A 23493-nucleotide genomic window follows, 5' to 3' on the forward strand; every position below is an offset into this window, starting at 1 on the left:
TTTCTAAAAAAATGAAAACATTTAAATCAGGAGTCTATATCAACCAGGGTTATTATAAAAGCTTTCAGCCTGAAAATATCAATCAGACTTGGAAACTTGATGATATAGAAATCATTAATTTATTAAGTCAAGCAGATAGACAATTAGGCAGGCTGGATATGTATTCTGAATACATTCCAAATATTGATCTATTTATTAGTATGCATATTGCTAAAGAAGCTACACAATCCAGTAAAATTGAAGGTACGCAAACCAATGTAGAAGAAGCGTTCTTAGAAAAAGAAGAAGTTGCAAAAGAAAAACGTGATGACTGGGAGGAGGTGCAAAATTATATCTTGGCAATGAATAAGGCTATTACCTTGTTAAATGATTTACCTTTTTCATCAAGATTAATTAGAGATACCCATAAAATTCTATTGCAAGGAGTTAGAGGCGATCATAAGCAGCCGGGAGAATTCAGAAAAAGCCAAAATTGGATTGGAGGAGCAACAATCAATGACGCCATATTTATTCCGCCAGTACATACCAGTATTGCAGAATTGATGTCTGATATAGAGAAATTTGCAAATGATGAACTCAACCAATTTCCCGACTTATTAAAGATTGCTTTAATTCATTATCAATTTGAGACTATACATCCTTTTTTAGATGGCAATGGAAGAGTTGGACGATTAATGATCACACTGTATTTAGTGAGTAAAGGAATTTTAAAAAAGCCCATTCTTTACCTCTCTGATTTTTTTGAACGTAACAGAGGTTTGTATTATGATAATTTAATGAATGTGAGAACTAAAAATGATTTAAGCCAATGGTTTAAGTTTTTTTTAGTGGGTGTAATAGAAACCGCAAAAAACAGTATTACAACATTTGACGGAATATTGAAATTACAAAAACAGGTAGAAATCAAAATTCAAACTTTAGGATCAAGAGCTGTAAATGCGCAAAAATTGATTTTATATTTATACCAAAGACCGGTTATTGAAGTACAAAAAGCCGCTGAAGTAATAGGTTCATCCCCCACCACAGCTTATAAGCTATTAGCCGATTTCGAAAAATTAGGTATTTTAAGCGAAGTAACCGGCTCACAAAGAGGTAAATTATATACGTTTAAAGATTATTTGGAGTTGTTTAAATAAGCCTTGGTTCGTGTCCCCACGAAACATTGCGATGTTTTAGCATTAAGAATAGCTGATCTCATTTTAGGTGTCCCCCGCTGGCGGGGGTTGGGGGTGGTAAACCTATTTCAGGATAAGACACACTTTTCAATATCAATGTACATTTCTCATTTCCTCTAATTTACCTTCACATAACTTTATGGTAATTTGCAAAAACGCACCCACCTTTTTTAATAAAATCTCCGCCTCTTCTGCTGAAACTATAAACCCATCTCTATATCTGGCTTCCGAATAGCTTTTTTGCAACAAATCAAATAATCGCTTTTCTTCAAGGCTATTTTGTGGAAATACAGTTAAAAGCTCCTCGGTAAAACAAAGGCATAATTTTAATAGCCTTCCCAAATGATGAATATCAGAACGATAAGCTAAAAACACTCGAATCAATGCTGCGCAAGCCTGCTCTACACTTTGATGCAATAAGAAAACAGCATTTGCCTCGTAATTAACTTTTAATAAAGCGGCCGCACCTTCTAAAAAACCTTTAGCCATTTCTAAACGATTATAAAAACACTTTTCTGTTTGTTCAAAAAGTTCAGCAGGATTGAAATAGGGTAATTGATTGGTGATACCCATCCCATCAGCAGCATACAGAATTGTCCCAAAATTTAATACCCTGGTAAAAAATTTGTGCTGCGCTATTATTTTCTCTGCTATGGTATCAGAACCATGCGAAAGCAAAGTAATTTCCCCCTCGGTAAAATGAGTAGTCACAAAATCTTGCGCTTCATGTTCAAAGCGGGTTCTGCCTTTGGTCACCATGAGTAAAAAGTAATGGTGATCACTTGCTAATTGTTGTTCATTAAAACAAAGGTAGCTTTCTTGATGCCTCAAGCGATAAGCAAAACAAATGATCCAAACAGGTTGATACCGATGGATCATTTGAGTTAACATAGGTTTTAACGGAGAAAACGTAGCGTTTGAAAATCCAAAATAAGGCGACCTGCTATTCATCGAGTTTTCCATTAGGCATCCCCTCCTTTCGCATTCATTTCATCCTCAGCAACATCCAGTAAGGTGGTGAGGTAATAAAAATCAATTAAATAGTCCTCAAAATCTACCGGGAGCCCCCCAATATTATAATGTAAAAAATCAAGCATCATTTTTCTCAAATTTCTATTCAGCCGCTTGGCTGGGGTACTCTCTACAAAAGCTTGAAAAGCCTTAAATAATTTTTCATTGACTGGCCCTTTAGCATGCTCCCTATTCTTTTTATTTAAATAGCTCAAACATTGCTGTTCATCTTTAGCTTTTGTGGCCTCATCTTCATTTCCTAATAAAAATGCCACCTCAATCATCTTTTCTAAGTATTCATAAGCCACCAGAAAATCGGCATCCTCTGTAGCGCTTGTAAAACTGGTTTGAGTTAAGGCATACTCGGCCCACTCTGCTAAAACATTTTGCCACTGCGCTAATGACTGAAATTGGAAACAAGCCTTAATAGCCAGGTAAGGGTTTTCAAGCTCCGCCAAGCTCAATTTTTTCACTTTACCTGTATGACTGTAAAATACCTTATACAGGTTCTTTAATTCTTCTCGCTCCAAAATAATTTGCTCCCGACTGCCTAACTGAAAATGATCAATTTGCAATTCCCCTTCTTCCACTTCCCGGCTTTTTAACAATAAATAAAGGGCTTCCAGTAAGCGGAGCATATCTTTTTGAATCCTAACAACACAACCCGGCTCCCCACGGTAAGTCCAACTAAAATTAGAAACAGTTGCTTTAAGCAGTTCCCATAAGTCTTTTTTAAAATTTTCCGACGATTGCGCATCAAATAATTGAATCAACACCTCTTGGGGTTGCTCCATTTCTGCTGCACTTAATAAACTGGTTTCGCATCTTAACTCTTCATTTTCCATCACTGTTATTTTTATACCTACAAATGAAGCGCAGCAAATAGGCGTACCCAACCAATTTCAATTGTATTTTACAATCAAACAGTTGTTTTGTACATTTACCTTAAAGCAATACATTTACACCATGAGCGAAACTTTACACATCGGCAGAAAAATTAGTCGTATCCGCGAACTGCGAGGTATGAAGCAAGAAGCATTAGCGGTAGAATTGGGCATTAGCCAACAAGCAGTTTCTAAACTAGAGCAAAGTGAAAAAGTGGAAGAGGAAGTGTTGGATAAGATTGCGAAGGCTTTAGGAGTGACTGCGGAGGCTATGAAAAATTTTAGTGATGAAGCCGCTTTAAATTATTTTAACACTTTTAATGATAGTAGCACTGGGGCTTTTAATAACTTCAATTGCACCTTCAATCCAATCGATAAAATAATTCAACTATATGAAGAAAAAACAGCTTTATTAGAAAGGCTATTGGCTATTGAAAGAGAAAAAGTAGAACTTTTGAAGGGGAAATAATAAACTCATGATTTATCAGACATTTATCGGACATATAGTACATTTATCAGACATTCTATTCTGAATTATACTGCCCATATAATTACGATGGACTAAAGCATTCAATAACATCTCTCTTAAAGCTGCAACGGAGTATTCCCCCTTTCTCAACTCGCTGAATACCTTCAAAAACAACTAAAGCCTAGGTTCGTGTCCTCACGAACCTATATTTATCTTTATCCTGCTTAGTATAAGAACCGAAAACTTGACATCTTAATTTTTCAATAAAAACCTTATAAATAAAGAAAGCGAGGTTTTATCCCCGCTTTAAATGTTTTCACAACGGAATAATCCTTATTGTGATTTGCTTTCAATTCAAATTTAGAAATTATTTTCATTAAAAAATATTTAATGAAAATTTTAAAATATTTTTTCTTTTTAGTTTTATTTTCAGGACCTTACAAGAAATAAATACCTCCATTTCACCAAACTATTTAAAACACATTTAAAAATACCTCAAAAACATTATGCTTATGAAAACAATTTTAGGGCTTGATTTAGGGACCAACAGTATTGGTTGGGCTTTAATCGAGCAAGATTTCGATAACAAAAAAGGAAATATTATAGGAATGGGTAGCCGTATTATACCTATGACACAAGATATCAAAGATGAATTTGGAAAAGGGAACTCTATTTCACAAACTGCAGACAGAACAAATTTTAGAGGTATTCGACGTATTCGGGAGCGCTACCTTTTAAGGAGAGAAAGATTACATCGTGTAATAAATGTTCTGGGATTTTTACCAAAGCATTATGCCAATCAAATTGATTTCGAAAAGCGCTTAGGAAAGTTTATTGATGAAACAGAACCAAAACTGGCTTATGATGAGAAGAACTTCATCTTCAAGAAATCTTTTGAAGAAATGCTAACCGACTTTAAACAACATCAACCTCAAATATTAGTCAATGAAAAAGGAGAAGATAAATTAATTCCTTACGACTGGACAATTTACTACCTAAGAAAGAAGGCTTTAACTGAGAAAATAGAGAAGAACGAGTTGGCTTGGTTAATTCTAAATTTTAATCAAAAGCGAGGATATTATCAACTACGTGGAGAGGAAGAAGAGGAAAATCCGAACAAGTTAATTGAGTTTCATTCACTCAAAATTAGTGATGTAATTGCTGATGATACACTAAAAGGTAAATCAGAAATTTGGTATTCTTTAATTTTAGAAAATGGATGGATATACAGACGTTCTAGTAAAACCCCTTTGTTCGATTGGAAAGATAAAGTGCGTGACTTTATAGTCACAACTGACCTGAATGATGACGGATCTGTTAAAACCGATAAAGAAGGTAGTGAAAAGAGAAGTTTTAGAGCTCCAAGTGAAGACGATTGGACTTTACTAAAAAAGAAAACAGAACAAGAAATTATCCACTCTAAAAAGACTGTCGGCACTTACATTTACGAAGCGCTACTACAAAATCCTAAACAAAAAATTAAAGGAAAATTAGTTAGAACTATTGAGCGCAAATTTTATAAAGAAGAATTAAAGGCCATACTAAAAGCACAACAAGTATTTCATCCAGAATTGAATGATATGGATTTATATATTGAATGTGTGAGAGAATTATATCGTAATAATGAAGCTCATCAAACCTCATTAGGCAAAAAAGATATTGTTCATTTGTTAACAGATGATATTATTTTTTATCAGCGGCCACTACGAAGTCAAAAGTCATCTATCAGCAGCTGCACTTTAGAGTTTAGGAAGTATAAAGACGAAAATGGAGTAGAACAAACTAATAATCTCAAAGCAATTCCAAAATCACACCCACTTTATCAGGAGTTTCGCTTATGGCAGTGGATTTACAACTTAGGCATTTATACAAAAGAAAATGATATAAATGTAAGTACTAAACTTTTAGAAAACATTGAGGATTACGAGAATCTTTTCAATTTTTTATTTAGTAAAAAGGAAATCAAACAAGATATTTTACTTAAGTTTTTATTGGAACAAAAAGGATATAAAAGCAAACTATTATCCGCAGAAGTGGCAAAGTACCGTTGGAATTTTGTTCCTGATAAGATTTACCCATGTAATGAAACAGGATCACAAATACGCTATAGATTATCTAAAATAGAGAATATTTCTGATGATTTTTTGACCTCTGAAATGGAACAAAAGCTATGGCATATCATCTATTCGGTAACTGATAAAATTGATTATGAAAAAGCCTTAAATACTTTTGCCCAAAAACACAATTTAGATGTTAATTCCTTTGTAGATAACTTCAAAAAGTTTCCCCCATTCAAAAGTGAATATGGTTCTTTTTCTGAAAAGGCTATTAAAAAACTTTTACCATTAATTCGAATAGGTAAACATTGGGACTGGAATACTATAGACCATAAAAGTCAGGAAAGAATTAGTAAAATAATTACTGGAGAATTTGATGAAAGTATAAAAGATAGAGTAAGAGAGAAATCAATTAATTTAACAACTGAAGATCATTTTCAAGGCTTACAACTTTGGTTGGCACAGTATATTGTTTATGGACGTCACTCGGAAGCTGTGAATTTAGGTAAATGGAATACTGTCAGCGACTTAGAAACCTATCTTAAAGAATTTAAGCAGCATTCCTTAAGAAATCCGATTGTAGAGCAAGTAATTACCGAAACACTTCGAGTAGTGAAAGATATTTGGAAGAAATACGGAGCTGGTGCAAAAGATTTCTTTAAAGAAATACACGTAGAGCTTGGCCGTGAAATGAAAAATACCGCTGATGGCAGAAAGCAACTTACTAATCAGATAACAGAAAATGAAAACACTAATTTAAGGATAAAGGCTTTACTTACAGAACTACTAAATGATAGCAATGTTGAAAATGTGCGCCCATTCTCTCCAATGCAGCAAGAAATTTTGAAGATTTATGAAGATGGTGTACTCAACTCAAATATAGAAATTGATGATGAATATTTAAAGATTAGTAAAACTGCTCAACCATCAAGTTCAGAATTAAAACGTTATAAACTATGGTTAGAACAAAAATACCGTTCACCTTACACTGGAGAAATTATCCCATTAAATAAATTGTTTACACCAGAGTATGAAATTGAACATATCATTCCTCAATCAAGATATTTTGATGATAGTTTCAGTAATAAGGTCATTTGTGAGTCGGCTGTCAATAAACTAAAAGATAAGCAGCTAGGCCTTGAGTTTATTAAAAATCATCACGGTGAGATTGTGCCTACTGGCTTTGGTAGGCAAGTAACTGTCTTTGGTGAAGATGAATATGAAACATTTGTAAAAGAAAACTATAGTAAAAACAGAGGGAAGAAAAATAAGCTAATGTTGGAAGAAATTCCAGATAAAATGATTGAACGACAGCTAAATGATACACGTTACATTAGTAAATTCATCTCTGCCCTTTTATCAAATCTCGTACGTGAAGAAAGCAACGATGATGGCGTAAATTCGAAGAATGTATTACCAGGAAATGGAAAAATCACTACAGAACTTAAAAGAGATTGGGGCTTAAATGATGTATGGAATGATTTGATCTTGCCACGTTTCGAAAGAATGAATAAATTAACAGACTCTACAGCTTTTACAGCATGGAATGCAAATCATCAAAAATTTCTCCCTACAATACCCTTAGAATTTTCAAAGGGTTTTCAAAAGAAAAGAATCGATCATAGACATCATGCTATGGATGCTTTAGTAATTGCCTGTGCGTCTAGAGATCATATTAATTTATTAAATAACCAATCGGCAAAATCACAAACAAAACGATACGATTTACAACACAAACTTAGGCGGAAAGAACCTTATTTCAACCAGAAAGAACAAAAGCAAAAAGAAGCCTTTAAAGAGTTTTTTAAACCTTGGGACAGTTTCACGGTTGATGCTCGAAATAGCTTAGAAAATATAATAGTAAGTTTTAAACAAAATCTTCGTGTTATTAATAAAACAACAAATAGCTATGAGAGTTACAAAGACGAAAACAACAATTTAAGAATTGGTAAAGATGGAAAGTTTAAGAAAGATTTAGTACCACAAACTAATGGGGACAGTTGGGCAATTCGTAAGTCTATGCATAAAGATACAGTTTCGGGACTTGTTAAATTGGATAGAGTTAAAATACCTAATGGTAAGATTTTAACCGCGACAAGAAAAAGAATTGACACCTCCTTCAATTTTAAAACCATTGAATCTATTACAGATACTGGAATTCAAAAAATCTTAAAGAATTATCTTATCAGCAAAGGAAATGATCCAGAATTAGCTTTTTCTCCGGAAGGTATTGAAGATATGAATAAAAATATCAGAAAATATAACGACAATAAAAATCATCAACCTATTTATAAAGCCAGAGTTTTTGAATTAGGCAGCAAATTTCCATTAGGTCAAACTGGCAATAAAAAATACAAATTTGTAGAAGCAGCCAAGGGTACAAATCTCTTTTTTGCAATTTACCAAGATGAAAAAGGTAAAAGAAGTTATGAGACTATTCCTCTAAATATTGTTATTGAAAGGCAAAAACAAGGCTTAAACTCTGTTCCTTTAGAAAATAATAAAAGTGAAAAACTATTATTTCATCTTTCGCCAAATGATTTGGTTTATGTGCCAAACCATGAGTTATTATTTGAAGATAATGAAGTTAGCATAAATAATTCCCTAAAGGGCGAAAGAGAGAATATATACAAAATGGTAAGTTCCTCTGGTGTTCAATGCTTTTTTGTTAAGCAAGAATTAGCTACAACTATTGTAAATAAAGTTGAATATTCAGCATTAAATAAGATGGAAAGAAGTCTTCATGGAGTTATGATAAAGGACAGTTGTGTGAAGTTGAATATTGACAGACTAGGAAGTATTTCTATAGTTATATGATCAAACGAACCCTTTATTTTAGCAACCCCTCCTATTTAAATTTAAAAGACCAACAATTACAAATAGACTTACCTCATTTAAAAAGTTTAGGAGAAAAAGAGAGTAAAAAGCACATCCCTATAGAAGATATAGGGATTGTGATTTTAGACCATCAACAAATTACCATTACCCATGCTTGTATGGCGGCACTGTTGGCTAATAATGTGGCTTTAATTACCTGTAACCATACACATCATCCGGTAGGCTTATTATTACCCATGGATGGGCATCATACCCAAAGCGAAAGATATAAATACCAGATTGAAGCAACACAACCTTTAAAAAAGCAACTTTGGCAACAAACTATTCAAGCTAAAATATTAAACCAAGCGGCGGTATTATTTGAAAGAGGCATTGCTTGCGATAATATGATCCATTGGGCAAAGGCGGTAAAAAGTGGCGACCCGGATAATTACGAAGGCAGGGCAGCAGCTTATTATTGGAAAAACGTTTTCCCTAAAAAGATCGACTTTTTTAGAGGGAGAGAGGGCGACCCACCCAATAATTTACTCAATTATGGTTATGCCATATTAAGAGCTATTGTGGCTCGAGGTATAGTTTCTTCTGGCTTAATACCCACTTTAGGCATTCATCATAAAAATAAATACAATGCCTATTGCTTGGCAGATGATGTGATGGAACCTTATCGCCCATTTGTAGACCAAATTGTTTTAAAAATTATTGATAAGGGTGAAAACTTTTTAGACCTATCTCCTGCTATAAAAAGTCAGTTATTAAACATTGCCAGTGTAGATGTAAGTTTTGAAAGAGGAACCAGCCCTTTAATGGTAGGCGTACAATATACCACCGCCTCTTTAGCTAAATGTTATGAAGGCGGTATAAGAAAAATTAACTACCCCATATTGAAAGACTTTGAAGCAAAAAAAGCAAAACTTTATAAAAACGAAGATCATATTAGCTTAGCTGCCGAAGAGGAGATGAAATTGAATAAGCAAAATGCTGATGATGATGAGCCATTGCCATTTTAAACATGCGCCTTAATGAATATAGAATTTTGTGGGTATTAGTATTTTTCGACCTCCCAACAGAAACCAAAAAAGAACGAAGCACTGCAAGTAAGTTTCGTAAAGAAATTATGCGTGATGGTTTTGCGATGTTTCAGTTTTCTATTTATTTAAGACATTGCAGCAGCCGTGAAAATGCAGATGTGCACATTAAAAGAGTCAAAAGATTATTACCATCCAAAGGCCATATAGGCATCATGACAATTACGGATAAACAATTTGGGATGATGGAATTATTTTATGGAAAAGAAGAAAAAAGTTTGCCTGATACTCCTCAACAGCTAGAATTATTTTAAAATATTAGCACTATAGCCTGAAAATTTCATTAGAATAAAAATCGAAGAGCATAAAACCCTTCGATTTTTTAAATTCTAATTTTAAATACAACAAACTGATTAACAGCAAAATAAGACCACCTATGTTGTTGTAAATATCAGTTCTTCAAAGAATGAAAGCAAATCACAACGAGTTTCTCCGATTTGTAAAAGGCATTTTCGTTGTTGTAAATATCAGTTCTTCAAAGAATGAAAGCAAATCACAACGATAAGCTTTCGGTTAATAATGTGGCGCAGTTGTTGTAAATATCAGTTCTTCAAAGAATGAAAGCAAATCACAACGGATTTTATATTCTATGTAAGCAAATTGTTGTTGTTGTAAATATCAGTTCTTCAAAGAATGAAAGCAAATCACAACCAGTATCAGTGAATCTTTTTGCCATTTGTGTTGTTGTAAATATCAGTTCTTCAAAGAATGAAAGCAAATCACAACTCTAGTCAATAATTAATAGTCAATTAACAAGTTGTTGTAAATATCAGTTCTTCAAAGAATGAAAGCAAATCACAACGCCCTCGCATTTGGAGCGGTAAACCTTATAGTTGTTGTAAATATCAGTTCTTCAAAGAATGAAAGCAAATCACAACGTGAATGATGTTTTGGTTGTAACACTAAATGTTGTTGTAAATATCAGTTCTTCAAAGAATGAAAGCAAATCACAACATCAAAAAGGCTATCATTTAGGCAATATTGTTGTTGTAAATATCAGTTCTTCAAAGAATGAAAGCAAATCACAACGACAAAAACTCTTTCCATTAAACCTAATTTGTTGTTGTAAATATCAGTTCTTCAAAGAATGAAAGCAAATCACAACATGTTTTCATGTTTTGGATTTCTTAATTCTGTTGTTGTAAATATCAGTTCTTCAAAGAATGAAAGCAAATCACAACAACAGATGGAATCAAAACTTTAAGCGGAAAGTTGTTGTAAATATCAGTTCTTCAAAGAATGAAAGCAAATCACAACTATTGGAAGTTCTGTTCCTTATATCTTAGAGTTGTTGTAAATATCAGTTCTTCAAAGAATGAAAGCAAATCACAACAACTATACAGTAGTAAGTAGAAGACCCGTGTTGTTGTAAATATCAGTTCTTCAAAGAATGAAAGCAAATCACAACAAATTATCACAAATAATGTAAAAGGCATATGTTGTTGTAAATATCAGTTCTTCAAAGAATGAAAGCAAATCACAACAAAGTAATGTATTGAGTATTACTGTTGCGTGTTGTTGTAAATATCAGTTCTTCAAAGAATGAAAGCAAATCACAACAGCAAACGAGCCGAATGAGGCAATAATTAAGTTGTTGTAAATATCAGTTCTTCAAAGAATGAAAGCAAATCACAACATCGATATATGCTAAAGTTACAGCTGATGGTTGTTGTAAATATCAGTTCTTCAAAGAATGAAAGCAAATCACAACAGCTTTAAGCTCTAATATTGTTTTTACTGAGTTGTTGTAAATATCAGTTCTTCAAAGAATGAAAGCAAATCACAACACACATGGTTTGCAAAATGCTCGGTTGAACGTTGTTGTAAATATCAGTTCTTCAAAGAATGAAAGCAAATCACAACATAGCTCAAACAACTGATTTAAAGCGTGTTGTTGTTGTAAATATCAGTTCTTCAAAGAATGAAAGCAAATCACAACCCTCTTGCGGATATTGCGGATTGCTATCGGGTTGTTGTAAATATCAGTTCTTCAAAGAATGAAAGCAAATCACAACATAGCGGAAATTGGGGGGTAGGGGTTACTAGTTGTTGTAAATATCAGTTCTTCAAAGAATGAAAGCAAATCACAACACCAGGTGGTGATGTGATTTGCTTTCAATCCAACGTTGTTGTAAATATCAGTTCTTCAAAGAATGAAAGCAAATCACAACAAACAACTCAGCTTCAAGATACCTTTATTAGTTGTTGTAAATATCAGTTCTTCAAAGAATGAAAGCAAATCACAACCTTAGCGCAAAGAGGCATCGCATTAGTGGCGTTGTTGTAAATATCAGTTCTTCAAAGAATGAAAGCAAATCACAACGGGTTATACCATTTTTCAACCGGAACAATAGTTGTTGTAAATATCAGTTCTTCAAAGAATGAAAGCAAATCACAACGATAAATGGCACTATTCGAGACAGGTAATCGTTGTTGTAAATATCAGTTCTTCAAAGAATGAAAGCAAATCACAACCATGTTCTGTAAATCCAATTGTACTTCCTTGTTGTTGTAAATATCAGTTCTTCAAAGAATGAAAGCAAATCACAACCCGGTGTTAACAAGGTGTCCAATTTACCGAGTTGTTGTAAATATCAGTTCTTCAAAGAATGAAAGCAAATCACAACATCTTGAGTCCCAGTAATAATAAACTTTCTGTTGTTGTAAATATCAGTTCTTCAAAGAATGAAAGCAAATCACAACAAGGGCAACCAGACAGTAGGCATTTTAAATGTTGTTGTAAATATCAGTTCTTCAAAGAATGAAAGCAAATCACAACTATAAACATGGTTTTTTAAGTTATGGTAGAGTTGTTGTAAATATCAGTTCTTCAAAGAATGAAAGCAAATCACAACATTAAATGATTCAGGAAAAAATAATAGTGAGTTGTTGTAAATATCAGTTCTTCAAAGAATGAAAGCAAATCACAACAATAGCATCTAATTTATGTCTTTCAGAAGGTTGTTGTAAATATCAGTTCTTCAAAGAATGAAAGCAAATCACAACACCCGCCCCAGGTGTTACCTGTCAAACATAGTTGTTGTAAATATCAGTTCTTCAAAGAATGAAAGCAAATCACAACATTTAAAAGACAATGATTTATAATTACAAGGTTGTTGTAAATATCAGTTCTTCAAAGAATGAAAGCAAATCACAACATGGGAGACAAAGAAGTTTCTTTTTTTATCGTTGTTGTAAATATCAGTTCTTCAAAGAATGAAAGCAAATCACAACACTGGCCAATGGCTTTGTTTTAGTTCCTGCGTTGTTGTAAATATCAGTTCTTCAAAGAATGAAAGCAAATCACAACATAAATTAGGCATTATTTTAGCACTCATTGTTGTTGTAAATATCAGTTCTTCAAAGAATGAAAGCAAATCACAACTACAAGCTTACTTGCATGGCTTTGGTTGTAGTTGTTGTAAATATCAGTTCTTCAAAGAATGAAAGCAAATCACAACAATGAAGATTCTTACTTAATTTGTCAGGATGTTGTTGTAAATATCAGTTCTTCAAAGAATGAAAGCAAATCACAACACTATTGAAGATATTGAAATGACTTGGTCTGTTGTTGTAAATATCAGTTCTTCAAAGAATGAAAGCAAATCACAACGAACGGACGCTAACTTTCTGCTTATTTGAGTTGTTGTAAATATCAGTTCTTCAAAGAATGAAAGCAAATCACAACAAAGCAATGTATTAACTATTACTGTTGCGTGTTGTTGTAAATATCAGTTCTTCAAAGAATGAAAGCAAATCACAACATGTCATGTATTACGGTGGCGAAGCTCTTTGTTGTTGTAAATATCAGTTCTTCAAAGAATGAAAGCAAATCACAACTAATGTATAAATAGTCTTTCTTCCAAAGTGGTTGTTGTAAATATCAGTTCTTCAAAGAATGAAAGCAAATCACAACATATATCTTAGCTTATCTATTCTTTGATAAGTTGTTGTAAATATCAGTTCTTCAAAGAATGAAAGCAAATCACAACTTAAATCATCTTCAATAATGTGCAAGCCTAGTTGTTGTAAATATCAGTTCTTCAAAGAATGAAAGCAAATCACAACTGGGTATGAGCAGGAATAATATTAAACGCTGTTGTTGTAAATATCAGTTCTTCAAAGAATGAAAGCAAATCACAACTTGATTCTAGAACTCTTTCTTTTATTTTTGTTGTTGTAAATATCAGTTCTTCAAAGAATGAAAGCAAATCACAACACATTGCCAGCGTTATTATTTTTAAAGTATGTTGTTGTAAATATCAGTTCTTCAAAGAATGAAAGCAAATCACAACGATGATTTACAAGGTTCTCAACTTTGCCGTGTTGTTGTAAATATCAGTTCTTCAAAGAATGAAAGCAAATCACAACGGTGTGTATCACACAAACTTCTAAAATACCGTTGTTGTAAATATCAGTTCTTCAAAGAATGAAAGCAAATCACAACAAATGAATTATGCACTAAAATTGAATGCTCGTTGTTGTAAATATCAGTTCTTCAAAGAATGAAAGCAAATCACAACGGCGCCACATATTGATAACCCATATCTGCTGTTGTTGTAAATATCAGTTCTTCAAAGAATGAAAGCAAATCACAACCAGAATCAACCGCATACTTATATCAAGAAAGTTGTTGTAAATCTCAGATTCTCAAAGAATGAAACGGAGCTTGCGGAGTTCTTGAATACCTTAAAAAAACAATGAAAACTAATGAAAAAAGCAAATCACAACTAGGCATAATTATACTGAAGCCATGGTTCGTGTCCCCACAAACTGATCTTAAATTTCAATAAAAATGCTGTTTCGTGAGGACACGAAACAAGGCCTAATATAACCAACCACCATACTACAACTATAGGATAAACGTAGGATGAAGCCGAGAACACTAAGGGATAACGAAGAGACAAGACCAGTAGCACACCTGATCAACGAATGGATAGAAATAAAAATAGTAATATTTTTAAAAATAAGCTAAATTTAGTTTATCAAACACATTAAAATATGGCTACAAGTAAAAATCCCTTACTCAAAGGTTTTAGCGGGCAAATTGGTAAAACCATTGTGGTAAAGCAATATCCCGGAGACCGCACCATTATTACTGCTTACCCAGACATGAGCAAAGTAAAACCTACTGCCGCACAATTGGCAGCCAAAAGTAAATTTGCTGATGCGGTGGCTTATGCGCAAAACATTAAAGCCAAGCCCGAATTAAAGATGCTGGCAGAAAAACGCCTAATAGACCGTACTGGAACACTATACCACGCTTTAATTAAAGAATTTATGCAGCATAAAACGTAGAACGAAATAAATAATCTTAATCAATTTGTTGGGTTCAACGAAATCATAAATTGGCACATCTTCAAATCAGCAAATTTTCAAATCTTCAAATCCCCCATCTTCAAATCAAAAGAATTTATGCAAAAATTGAAAGAGTAACAAACACCATCTCTTCGGGAAGGGATATAGTCTTGTTCTGGACTCCTTTTGCCATCCTACGTTGGCCAACGTAGGATCACCGAACAAGGTCAAAAGGAAACCAAAAGGGATACCGAAAGATGATCGTTTTTTTATCCCTTTTTAAAATAAACCCTTCAAAAACATAAAGCTTATAAATACGGCATAAAGTCCTCTATAGGTAAAAGAAAAAGCCTTGCTTTTTCTTAAAAACAAGGCTTTTCTATACTCAAACACACTATTTTAAGTATCTATTCTTAATGTTTAGCACCCAGTTTCATAACCGTCTAAGATTAGGTTGCAAATTTTTCTGATATGAACTTCATCATTCACAAAATTAAAGCTATCCCGAAAACTTATATTTCCCATCTCTACCAATATGGATGGAACTAAAGCATCGGATAAAACAGCTAATGACTGCTCTTTTAAAGAATCTCTAACCGTAATGCCCTTTATATTCTTCAAGGATTTTAAAACCTGATTTCCAAACATTTTAGATTCTTTTAGTTTGTCACCTGCCTTGGCTTCAACACTTACATAAACTTCTATCCCATTAAAAACATTTGGATATTTTGAAGCCCTTTCTATTGGCATTGAATTAAAATGTAATGAAATAAATGCATCTCCATCAATACCTCTGTTTCTTCTTTCATATAGCCCTAAATATTCATCTTTCGTTCTAGTCAACACCACTCTAATTCCTCTTTTCTCTGCTTCTTCTTTTAAAATAAAAGCAGCATTAAGCGTCATGTCTTTTTCTAAAATACCTGTAACACTTTTGGTAGCACCATCTTTTCCTCCATGACCTGGATCAATTACCAATGTTCTTTGATTTTTAATGACAGGCATTTGTGAAGCAAAGTTTATTGTATTAATTCTTGAAATTTGTTTGGTTTCTACAACGGCTATTAATTCTCTTTTAAGATTGCTCTCCGGCATATTCGCCTGTTTAGCGCTTACCGTACTTTCAAACCTTAAATCTGTTTTCTTAATGGTCTCTTTCGGTTGTTGATGAGCAGCAATACTTAAAGAATTAGCTGGAGACTGCATATAAACGAAAACTTCCTTTTGATTGATGAAAGCCATGCAGCAAATAATCACCAATGGCAAAGCGGTTAAATAAATGAGTTTTTTCATGTAATTGCTTGGTTTTTTAAACAGCATATGCATCCTTTTTTTTAAAGGCAACTTGCTGAAATGGTTAATAAATAAATGAGAAGAAGGTTGTGCTAAATTCAGAATTAAACTGGCATAGGTTCTTTTATCAAAAGTCAATACACTTTTGGCATCAACTTCATATTCGTGATTGGCATCAATAGAATTTAAATAAGCATACGCAAATGGATTAAACCAAAGTACACATTTACATAATTGGGCAATTAGTTTATCCATAAAATGAAAGGCCTTTATATGAATTTTTTCGTGATGGATAACTTGCTCCTTTACTTTCTCAGGAAGGCTTTGATCAATAAAAAGATAATGACAAAAAGAAGAGTTTTTAAAGCTACAATTGGGTGAAACTGAAACGTACTTTAGCTGGTCTTTATAAACATAGTTTCTACTTTTCCATAATATGTGTCCTATGCCTATAAATAGTTTGGTCAATAAAATAGCAAAGACCAAAACATAAAGGGCCATCAATATCGCTTCTAAAGAGATCTGATTCAGCACAGTATGTTCCCCATCAATATACTCAGGGTCCATGGCATTTCCCCGGCTATTACTTATAGCAATTTCGCCTGCACTTTGCTGTAAAGTGGTTAAGGGAGAAACTACTTCTCTTTTTACGGTAACGCTTAACAGCGGAATAATAAAGCTTAAAACCAATGTCCCAATTAAATACCATCTATTAAAACTAAAGAAGGTAAACCTAGAGAGTATAAAATGATAGAAAAAATAAAATACTGCTGTACAAGCCGACACTTTTGCGAAGTATAAAAACAGTTCCATAAGCTTAAGAATTTTGGTTGATTATTTTTTTGATCTCCTCTAAATCACTTTCTGATAATTGCTCTTCTTTTACCATAAAAGAAAGCAGGCTTGAAGCAGAATTATCAAAATAGTTAGCGAAAAACTTTTTAAATGATTGCTTTCCGTAAGTGTCTTTATCTATAGCAGGGAAATATTCATACGTTTTTCCATAGGCTTTGTAAGACAAATAACCTTTTTTCTCTAATATTCTTACAATAGAGGAAATGGTATTATAGGGAGGTTTAGGCTCTTCGTCAATTTCTTCAATTACATCTTTCACAAATGCCTTTTGCAGCTTCCAAAATATCTGCATAATGCGTTCTTCTGCTTTGGTTAATTCTTCCATAACCAAATGTAAAACTTATAATTCAGTTTTACAACTTATTTTTCAGTTATATAACTGATTAATCAATTATATAACTTACCCAACCGTGAAAATCAAAAATATGATTTTTGATTTTCACGGTTATTTGATTAAAACCTCACTCTAAAATCTTCTTTAGCTTGCCCTTTTTTGAAAAATACTAAGCCTATCCAAAAAAGATCAATGCTTACACTCACTTGTGGATGCGCTTTAATTTGCTCCCAGGCTTCTTTCATTCCGGCACTCCAGTAAATGTCATCAAAAATCATTACTGAGCGATCATGAACTTTTGGCAAGCACCATTCAAAATAATCTAATGTAGCTTGTTTGCGGTGGTTTCCATCTACAAAAACAAAGTCTAATTGCGCTAAATTTTGAATAATTGGAGGTAATGTGTCATCAAAATTGCCAACAATCACATCAATATCATTTAGCTTAAGCTGATCTAAATTTTCTTTAGCAATTGCGGCTGTTTGGGGGCAGCCCTCTAAGGTATAAATCTTTGCATCGGCAACAGCCTTACCAAAATAGCCAGTGGTAATGCCTAAACAAGTGCCTAATTCTATGATGTTGTTTGGTTGAAACTCTTTAGCTAAACGATAAAGCAATTGCGCTAATTTTTTAGGTTTTAAAGCATTTTTAGCTAAGGTTTTTATTTGCTTTTGTTTTTGATTATTTACATGTGAACCAGCACCTAAATCGGTAATGGTGATGCTTCGCTCATCTTTAAGTAACCTTTTACGTAAATCTTCTATGTTTTTGTAGGAAGATTTATCTTTAAAATCGTAAATTACTTCATCTATTAATTTATATACAAAAGGTGAATGCACACCATGGCGAGTTTTAGCACTGATGATGTGTTTGATATAATTGATGAACAAAGTACTGTTTAACATGGTTGCGAAAATACGCTTTAAGGATCAAAGAGTAAAGAACAAGGAATAAAGATTCTAAAAGCGTCTAAAAACAAAAAAGATGAACGAGAAAGAAATAGCGTCTCTAATAAAATTGTTGGATGATCCTGATCCACAAATTTTTGAGCACATAGAAGATAAGCTTTTATCTTATGGCAATCAGGTAATTACTTACTTAGAAAGCGCATGGGAAAAATCTTTTGATGCCATTTTACAGGAACGATTAGAAAATTTGGTACATAAAATTCAATATAATAATGCAAAAGAAGATTTAGCATTATGGTATCAAAGTGGTGGTTTTGATTTGTTAAGAGGTATTTTAATTATTAACCGCTACCAATATCCTGATTTAAATGAAGAAAAAATTATTAACCAGATAGAGGCCATTAAAAGGGATATTTGGCTTCAAATGATGTACGAGGCTAGTCCGGTAGAAAAAGTAAAGCTCATTAACCATATTTTTTATAACGTTTATGGTTTTTCTGGGAATACAGCTAACCACCAAGACCCTCAAAACTCTTACCTGAGCCAGGTATTGGAAAGCAAAAAAGGGAATCAAATTTCATTAGCTATCATTTATTCTATTATTGCTCAAAAGCTAGATATCCCAATTTATGGGGTAAACCTGCCGCAACATTTTATTTTAGCTTACACAGATGAGTTAGAAAAAACCGACGAAGAAAATGGAATCCTATTTTATATTAATGTATTTAACAAAGGCTACATTTTTGGAAAAAGAGATATAGACCAATTTTTACGTCAGCTAAAAATAGAACCCGAACAGCTTTTTTATCAGCCTTGCTCTAATACTGATATTTTAAAAAGAGTATTGAGAAATTTAATAAGTTCTTACGAAAAAGCCGGAGCAGAAGAAAAAGTAAGTGAGCTACAAAAACTTTTAACGGTATTAGAAGACTAAGAATTAATTACTCTTAAACCCAAAATACGCCATAGATTTCAGCCAAGATAGAGGCCTAGTTTAGTCTATTTAAAAAGATTTATCTTTTAAACTCCGTGTCCTCTGAATCTCTGTGGTTCTAAAAAAACACTTGGTTAAGGTTCTATAAAACAACCGCTAAAATCCTTTAGCTATGATGAAAAAATCTAAACCACAAAGCTCACGGAGGTCACAGATCGAAATGGTGGCAATAAAAAAGATAAACGCACTTCATTAGACATCTTTATTGCTTCATTCAGGCTAAAACAATACATCAAAAAAAAATCAATCCGTATTAAATACAGATTGATTTTTTTATGGATTAATCATTCGCTAAAATTATTCAAACAACTTAGCATCAGCCATCCAATTTTTCAATCGGTCTATCCATTGGTCTGAAGTGGTTTTGTTGTTTAACCCAAAACCATGTCCACCCGCAGGATACAAATGCAATTCGCATTTTACGCCCACCTGCTTAAAAGCTCTAGCCAAAAACAAGCTATTTTCTGATGGTACGGTTTTATCATCATTAGCATGAGCTAAAAATGTAGGCGGGGTATTGGCAGTAATCTGTAATTCGTTAGAGTATAATTTCACTTGCTCTTCAGTTGGATTTAAGCCTATCAAATTATTTCTAGATCCTTTATGTGCAAATTCTCCAAAAGAAATTACCGGATATAACAGCACCATAAAATCAGGTCTTAAACTGGTGTTTTCTGTATTAGCAATTTTTGCTTCGTTAAAATGAGTGCCTAAAGTTGATGCCAAATGCCCACCAGCAGAAAAACCCATAATCCCTATTTTAGCAGGATTAACTTTATACTTTAAAGCATTTTCTCTCACCATTTTTATAGCTTGTTGCGCATCCTGCAAAGGCCCTATGCTTTTATCAACCATAATTAAATCAGATGGTAAACGATATTTTAACACAAAAGCAGTCACGCCCATTTTATTAAATACTTCCGCAACATCATATCCCTCATGTTTAATGGCTAAAATAGAATATCCACCACCGGGGCAAATAATTACGGCCGCCCCATTAGGTTGAGCTGGGTAGTAAGCAATAAGTTGTGGCTTTATAACTTTACCTACTCTAATTTTACCATCGGCAGCTGTATCTGCTTTTTCTACATAATCAGCAGCCTGTTTAGCATTAGGCACACCATTAGGATACAAATTAATGACCTCTGTTTTTTGCGCTTTTACCGAAACAAATGCCAGCATTAAACTAAAAATTAAAGTATACTTTTTCATATTGTTAATTATTTCCACCAAACTCCATTAAATAAGCTTTTAAAAACTCGCCTAAATCACCATCTAAAACTGCTTGCGCATTAGAGGTTTCATAATCTGTTCTTAAATCTTTCACCAATTTATAGGGATGTAAAACGTAATTTCTTATTTGAGAGCCCCACTCAATCTTCTTCTTATTTCCCTCAATGGCATTACTAATTTCCATCTTTTTACGCAGTTCAATCTCATAAAGCTGAGATTTTAATAAGCGCATTGCATTTTCTTTATTTTGCAACTGAGAACGCGATTCTTGGTTTTTAATAATAATTCCCGAAGGCTTGTGATGTAACCTTACCGCCGTTTCTACCTTATTTACATTTTGCCCACCAGCACCACCAGATCTAAAAGTTTCAAACTCCACCTCAGCCGGGTTAATGTCAATTTCTATCGTATCATCTACCAAAGGGTAAACATAAACCGATGCAAAAGAAGTATGACGCTTAGCATTAGCATCAAACGGAGAAATACGCACTAATCGGTGCACCCCATTTTCACCCTTTAAATAGCCATAAGAAAAATCACCATCAATTTGAATAGTTACCGTTTTAATACCGGCCACATCTCCCTCCTGGTAATCCTGCTCAGTTACTTTATAGCCATTTTTTTGTGCCCACATGGTGTACATCCGCAATAACATACCAGCCCAATCGCAACTTTCTGTACCGCCTGCACCTGCCGTAATTTGGACTACCGCACTTAACTGATCTTCATCTGCCGAAAGCATGTTTTTAAACTCCAAATCTTCCATTTTTGCCAAAGCGCTTTCATACTGCTCCTTCATCTCCTCTTCCGTAGCATCTCCGGCTTGTAGAAATTCCAGCATCACCGCAGCATCTTCTACAGCAGCAACTACCTGTTCAAACCCATCTGTCCAGGTTTTTTTCAATTTAATGGCGTGTAAAACCTTTTCGGCTTCTTTTGGCTTGTCCCAAAATTCGGGACTCATGGTAATGGCTTCCTCTCTGGTTAAAGCTTCTAATTTAGCATCAACGTCAAAGATGCCTCCTCAGAGACGTTACCCTGTCTCTCAAATCCTGCAATTGTTCTTTAGTCATGCGGCAAATATAATAGAAATGTAGGCAGCAATAAATAATTTATGGTTCATTCATTTTAATAGGGAAAAGCAAGGTTCTAAGCATCCTTTAAAGTCAGTCTTGCTATTTGTTCATACTGCGCTCCTTACCCTCAAAACCAGCCCCAGCCTTAAACTCTTGGCCGGTATCCACTGCTATCAAGTTTATTTAACTCGGGCATTTACAATCTTACAAAGCCAGCTCTCATAAATGTCCACAAAACGAAGTTGGGCTTTACCCTGAATGTCGTTAGATGTCACCCTGAGGTTTAATATATTTCATATAAATCAATATAAAATGACGTTCACCTTCGATATTAATCAAATCGATCAAGCCTAAGCAGAAAACCTCCGTTAGCTTTTTTTCCGCCTTGGCTATTGCGGCAAAGATGAAGAAGTGATAGCACTAACTTTAATAGCAATAGGCGCAGCGGGGAGTTTTTGGGTACTTTTTTCGGAAAATTGCGAAGCACTCTTGAATGCCTTTTTGATTAAATAAATACTAATGAAAAAAAGTGCCTAGCTTGGCCGGTAATGAGGCCGGAAAGCCTTAAGGGTAAGGGCCTTGAATTTTTTATTATTTAGAAAGAACGTCAATGGTAGCGGAGTCGAAGGGTCTACACATGTAGCAAGGGCTTCCACTCCGCTCTGCCTGACAAATATCAGATAGTCATATAATTTAGCATTAAATGTAAATCGACAAAGAATATTATCTTGAGTGTTGTTTTGATGTCACCCTGAGCGGAGTCGAAGGGTAATTCCAAATTCCTACTCAACCAAAAAATCCTCAACTTTCGAAGAGGATTTTTTAGGATAGGATATTTAAATTTCTTTGAACAAGTTTTTAAATCTTATAAAGCGTTAGCGCTTCCAGTGCCGCTCACCAATAATTTTTTAGCGTAAACTCTAGTGTTAGCACTTACTTTAACAGTGTAAACACCAGCGGCTAAGTAACCAAAAGAGAAATGTAATTTTTGTTGCCCTTGAGAAACATTAAAATCTTGAGACTTAACAACCTGACCCCACATATCAACTAAAGCAACTTTAGCACCGTTATCATCAATTAAGTTTAAAACTAAGTCAGTATAATCAACCGCTGGATTAGGGAAAACATCCATTTTTACTAATTCTAAATTTGGGAAAGCTGGAGATAATAAAGCTTCAATACCTTTAAAAGATGGTTGCTCAAAACCTTGAGTAACGTAATCAGCATTGTTTTCAGTTAATGTATTGGTTACATAAGCTTGACCAATAGTGAATTGAATGTTTTCTCCAAAAACTGAAGTAGCTTCTCCACTTCCTGAATTAAAACCTTGTTGAGATATTTCTTGGCTGTAAGATGTTAATCCTAAAACTGCTATGATGATGGTTAAAATGATTGACTTGTTCATGTTTAGTATTAGGCAAGTTCTAAGCCAGCCAAAATAAACCACCCCTAATTCCCCAATTTGAGGCTCAAAAACAATGTTTTTTGCATAAAAATCAGTCTCATTTAATAAATAGATTATTTCAAAAATGGCCTTCAAACCTTTTAAAACACCTTTTATACCTAAAGTGAGGCGCTAATAAAGAAAAAATGATAAGATATAGCTGTAGGCGATTTGACAAAAGGCATTAGAAATTATATTGGGGAATAAAAGCCTTATTTGGGGAAATTATATTGAATATATGTAGAAATAAATTCTCTTTATGGAACCCAATAAACCTACATATTCTCATTTTCAGCAGCTCATAGAGAGTTAGCCGCCTTTATACGGATATCATTTTAAATAGATTCAAGAAAATAAAAAATATTTCAATATTAACACAACCCATAATCGGTAATTAAATACCCGATAATACATTAAATACTTAACAAAAACAATGCTTTAATATATATTTACCCAAATAGGGTAATTATCTCTACATTATAAGTAATAATAAAGTTGAGATCACTATTTATAAATTTTTCTTAAAACAAAAAAAGTCC

15 protein-coding genes and 1 CRISPR repeat array are annotated in these 23493 nt (G+C 33.6%); of the genes, 7 read left to right on the plus strand and 8 right to left on the minus strand.

Annotation, left to right across the window (positions count from 1 at the left end):
* Positions 1-11: 11 nt before the first annotated feature.
* Positions 12-1136, plus strand: coding sequence for a Fic family protein (locus FA046_RS01000; RefSeq protein ID WP_136824501.1), 1125 nt, complete (start codon positions 12-14; stop codon positions 1134-1136).
* A 132-nt stretch (positions 1137-1268) separates the two neighbouring features.
* Here the strand turns inward: FA046_RS01000 and FA046_RS01005 are convergent, their stop codons facing one another.
* Together FA046_RS01005 and FA046_RS01010 are read right to left on the minus strand one after the other, a co-directional pair.
* Positions 1269-2126, minus strand: coding sequence for a HEPN domain-containing protein (locus tag FA046_RS01005; protein ID WP_169303278.1), 858 nt, complete (start codon positions 2124-2126; stop codon positions 1269-1271).
* A gap of 11 nt (positions 2127-2137) precedes the next feature.
* Complete coding sequence (locus FA046_RS01010; protein WP_136824503.1) at positions 2138-3031, minus strand: hypothetical protein; 894 nt, start codon at positions 3029-3031, stop codon at positions 2138-2140.
* 121 nt (positions 3032-3152) lie between these two features.
* On the opposite strand from FA046_RS01010, the gene FA046_RS01015 reads away from it, so the two are divergent.
* The 5 genes from FA046_RS01015 (at position 3153) to FA046_RS01035 (ending at position 14817) form a co-directional block, all read left to right on the plus strand.
* Positions 3153-3539, plus strand: a complete 387-nt coding sequence (locus FA046_RS01015; protein WP_136824504.1) for a helix-turn-helix domain-containing protein — start codon at positions 3153-3155, stop codon at positions 3537-3539.
* A 512-nt stretch (positions 3540-4051) separates the two neighbouring features.
* Positions 4052-8413: a type II CRISPR RNA-guided endonuclease Cas9 gene (cas9, locus tag FA046_RS01020; RefSeq protein WP_136824505.1), complete on the plus strand. Its 4362-nt coding sequence runs from the start codon at positions 4052-4054 to the stop codon at positions 8411-8413.
* Complete coding sequence (gene cas1 / locus FA046_RS01025) at positions 8410-9441, plus strand: type II CRISPR-associated endonuclease Cas1 (RefSeq protein WP_136824506.1); 1032 nt, start codon at positions 8410-8412, stop codon at positions 9439-9441. Before cas9 ends, cas1 begins: the two co-directional genes overlap by 4 nt.
* 2 nt (positions 9442-9443) lie before the next feature.
* The gene (cas2, locus tag FA046_RS01030; protein ID WP_136824507.1) at positions 9444-9773 is read left to right on the plus strand and encodes a CRISPR-associated endonuclease Cas2; all 330 of its coding nucleotides are present in this window, start codon (positions 9444-9446) and stop codon (positions 9771-9773) included.
* A gap of 124 nt (positions 9774-9897) precedes the next feature.
* Positions 9898-14118: a CRISPR direct-repeat array (repeat unit 46 nt; unit sequence GTTGTTGTAAATATCAGTTCTTCAAAGAATGAAAGCAAATCACAAC).
* Between the two features lie 402 nt (positions 14119-14520).
* Positions 14521-14817 (plus strand): hypothetical protein, encoded by a 297-nt coding sequence (locus FA046_RS01035; protein ID WP_136824508.1) that lies wholly within the window; start codon positions 14521-14523, stop codon positions 14815-14817.
* Positions 14818-15237: 420 nt separating this feature from the next.
* Here the strand turns inward: FA046_RS01035 and FA046_RS01040 are convergent, their stop codons facing one another.
* The 3 genes from FA046_RS01040 to FA046_RS01050 form a co-directional block, all read right to left on the minus strand.
* Positions 15238-16923, minus strand: coding sequence for an N-acetylmuramoyl-L-alanine amidase (locus tag FA046_RS01040; RefSeq protein WP_136824509.1), 1686 nt, complete (start codon positions 16921-16923; stop codon positions 15238-15240).
* A gap of 4 nt (positions 16924-16927) precedes the next feature.
* Positions 16928-17290 (minus strand): BlaI/MecI/CopY family transcriptional regulator, encoded by a 363-nt coding sequence (locus FA046_RS01045; protein WP_136824510.1) that lies wholly within the window; start codon positions 17288-17290, stop codon positions 16928-16930.
* Between the two features lie 128 nt (positions 17291-17418).
* A complete protein-coding gene (locus FA046_RS01050; RefSeq protein ID WP_136824511.1) occupies positions 17419-18204 on the minus strand; it encodes an O-methyltransferase in 786 nt (261 codons plus the stop codon).
* A 79-nt stretch (positions 18205-18283) separates the two neighbouring features.
* Here FA046_RS01050 and FA046_RS01055 point away from each other — a divergent pair, with 79 nt between their 5' ends.
* Positions 18284-19141 (plus strand): transglutaminase-like domain-containing protein, encoded by an 858-nt coding sequence (locus tag FA046_RS01055; protein WP_136824512.1) that lies wholly within the window; start codon positions 18284-18286, stop codon positions 19139-19141.
* Positions 19142-19498: 357 nt separating this feature from the next.
* Here the strand turns inward: FA046_RS01055 and FA046_RS01060 are convergent, their stop codons facing one another.
* The 3 genes from FA046_RS01060 to FA046_RS01070 form a co-directional block, all read right to left on the minus strand.
* Positions 19499-20413, minus strand: coding sequence for an alpha/beta hydrolase (locus FA046_RS01060; RefSeq protein ID WP_136824513.1), 915 nt, complete (start codon positions 20411-20413; stop codon positions 19499-19501).
* 4 nt (positions 20414-20417) lie between these two features.
* Positions 20418-21507, minus strand: a protein-coding gene (gene prfB, locus FA046_RS01065; RefSeq protein WP_136824514.1) for a peptide chain release factor 2 whose coding sequence is annotated in 2 segments (ribosomal slippage) — positions 20418-21446 and positions 21448-21507 — 1089 coding nt in all. Because the reading frame shifts where the segments join, the coding sequence is not laid out codon by codon here.
* A gap of 868 nt (positions 21508-22375) precedes the next feature.
* On the minus strand, positions 22376-22915 hold the full coding sequence (locus FA046_RS01070; protein ID WP_136824515.1) for a T9SS type A sorting domain-containing protein: 540 nt from the start codon (positions 22913-22915) through the stop codon (positions 22376-22378).
* Positions 22916-23493 lie beyond the last annotated feature (578 nt).

It is taken from the genome of Pedobacter cryophilus (assembly GCF_005116455.1).
Lineage (GTDB): Bacteria > Bacteroidota > Bacteroidia > Sphingobacteriales > Sphingobacteriaceae > Pseudopedobacter > Pseudopedobacter cryophilum.

Coding starts and splice junctions, on each gene's coding strand:
- FA046_RS01000 (WP_136824501.1), top strand. CDS start 12: ATGAAAACATTTAAATCAGGAGTCTATATCAACCAGGGTTATTATAAA.
- FA046_RS01005 (WP_169303278.1), bottom strand. CDS start 2,126: ATGAATAGCAGGTCGCCTTATTTTGGATTTTCAAACGCTACGTTTTCT.
- FA046_RS01010 (WP_136824503.1), bottom strand. CDS start 3,031: ATGGAAAATGAAGAGTTAAGATGCGAAACCAGTTTATTAAGTGCAGCA.
- FA046_RS01015 (WP_136824504.1), top strand. CDS start 3,153: ATGAGCGAAACTTTACACATCGGCAGAAAAATTAGTCGTATCCGCGAA.
- cas9 (WP_136824505.1), top strand. CDS start 4,052: ATGAAAACAATTTTAGGGCTTGATTTAGGGACCAACAGTATTGGTTGG.
- cas1 (WP_136824506.1), top strand. CDS start 8,410: ATGATCAAACGAACCCTTTATTTTAGCAACCCCTCCTATTTAAATTTA.
- cas2 (WP_136824507.1), top strand. CDS start 9,444: ATGCGCCTTAATGAATATAGAATTTTGTGGGTATTAGTATTTTTCGAC.
- FA046_RS01035 (WP_136824508.1), top strand. CDS start 14,521: ATGGCTACAAGTAAAAATCCCTTACTCAAAGGTTTTAGCGGGCAAATT.
- FA046_RS01040 (WP_136824509.1), bottom strand. CDS start 16,923: ATGGAACTGTTTTTATACTTCGCAAAAGTGTCGGCTTGTACAGCAGTA.
- FA046_RS01045 (WP_136824510.1), bottom strand. CDS start 17,290: ATGGAAGAATTAACCAAAGCAGAAGAACGCATTATGCAGATATTTTGG.
- FA046_RS01050 (WP_136824511.1), bottom strand. CDS start 18,204: ATGTTAAACAGTACTTTGTTCATCAATTATATCAAACACATCATCAGT.
- FA046_RS01055 (WP_136824512.1), top strand. CDS start 18,284: ATGAACGAGAAAGAAATAGCGTCTCTAATAAAATTGTTGGATGATCCT.
- FA046_RS01060 (WP_136824513.1), bottom strand. CDS start 20,413: ATGAAAAAGTATACTTTAATTTTTAGTTTAATGCTGGCATTTGTTTCG.
- FA046_RS01070 (WP_136824515.1), bottom strand. CDS start 22,915: ATGAACAAGTCAATCATTTTAACCATCATCATAGCAGTTTTAGGATTA.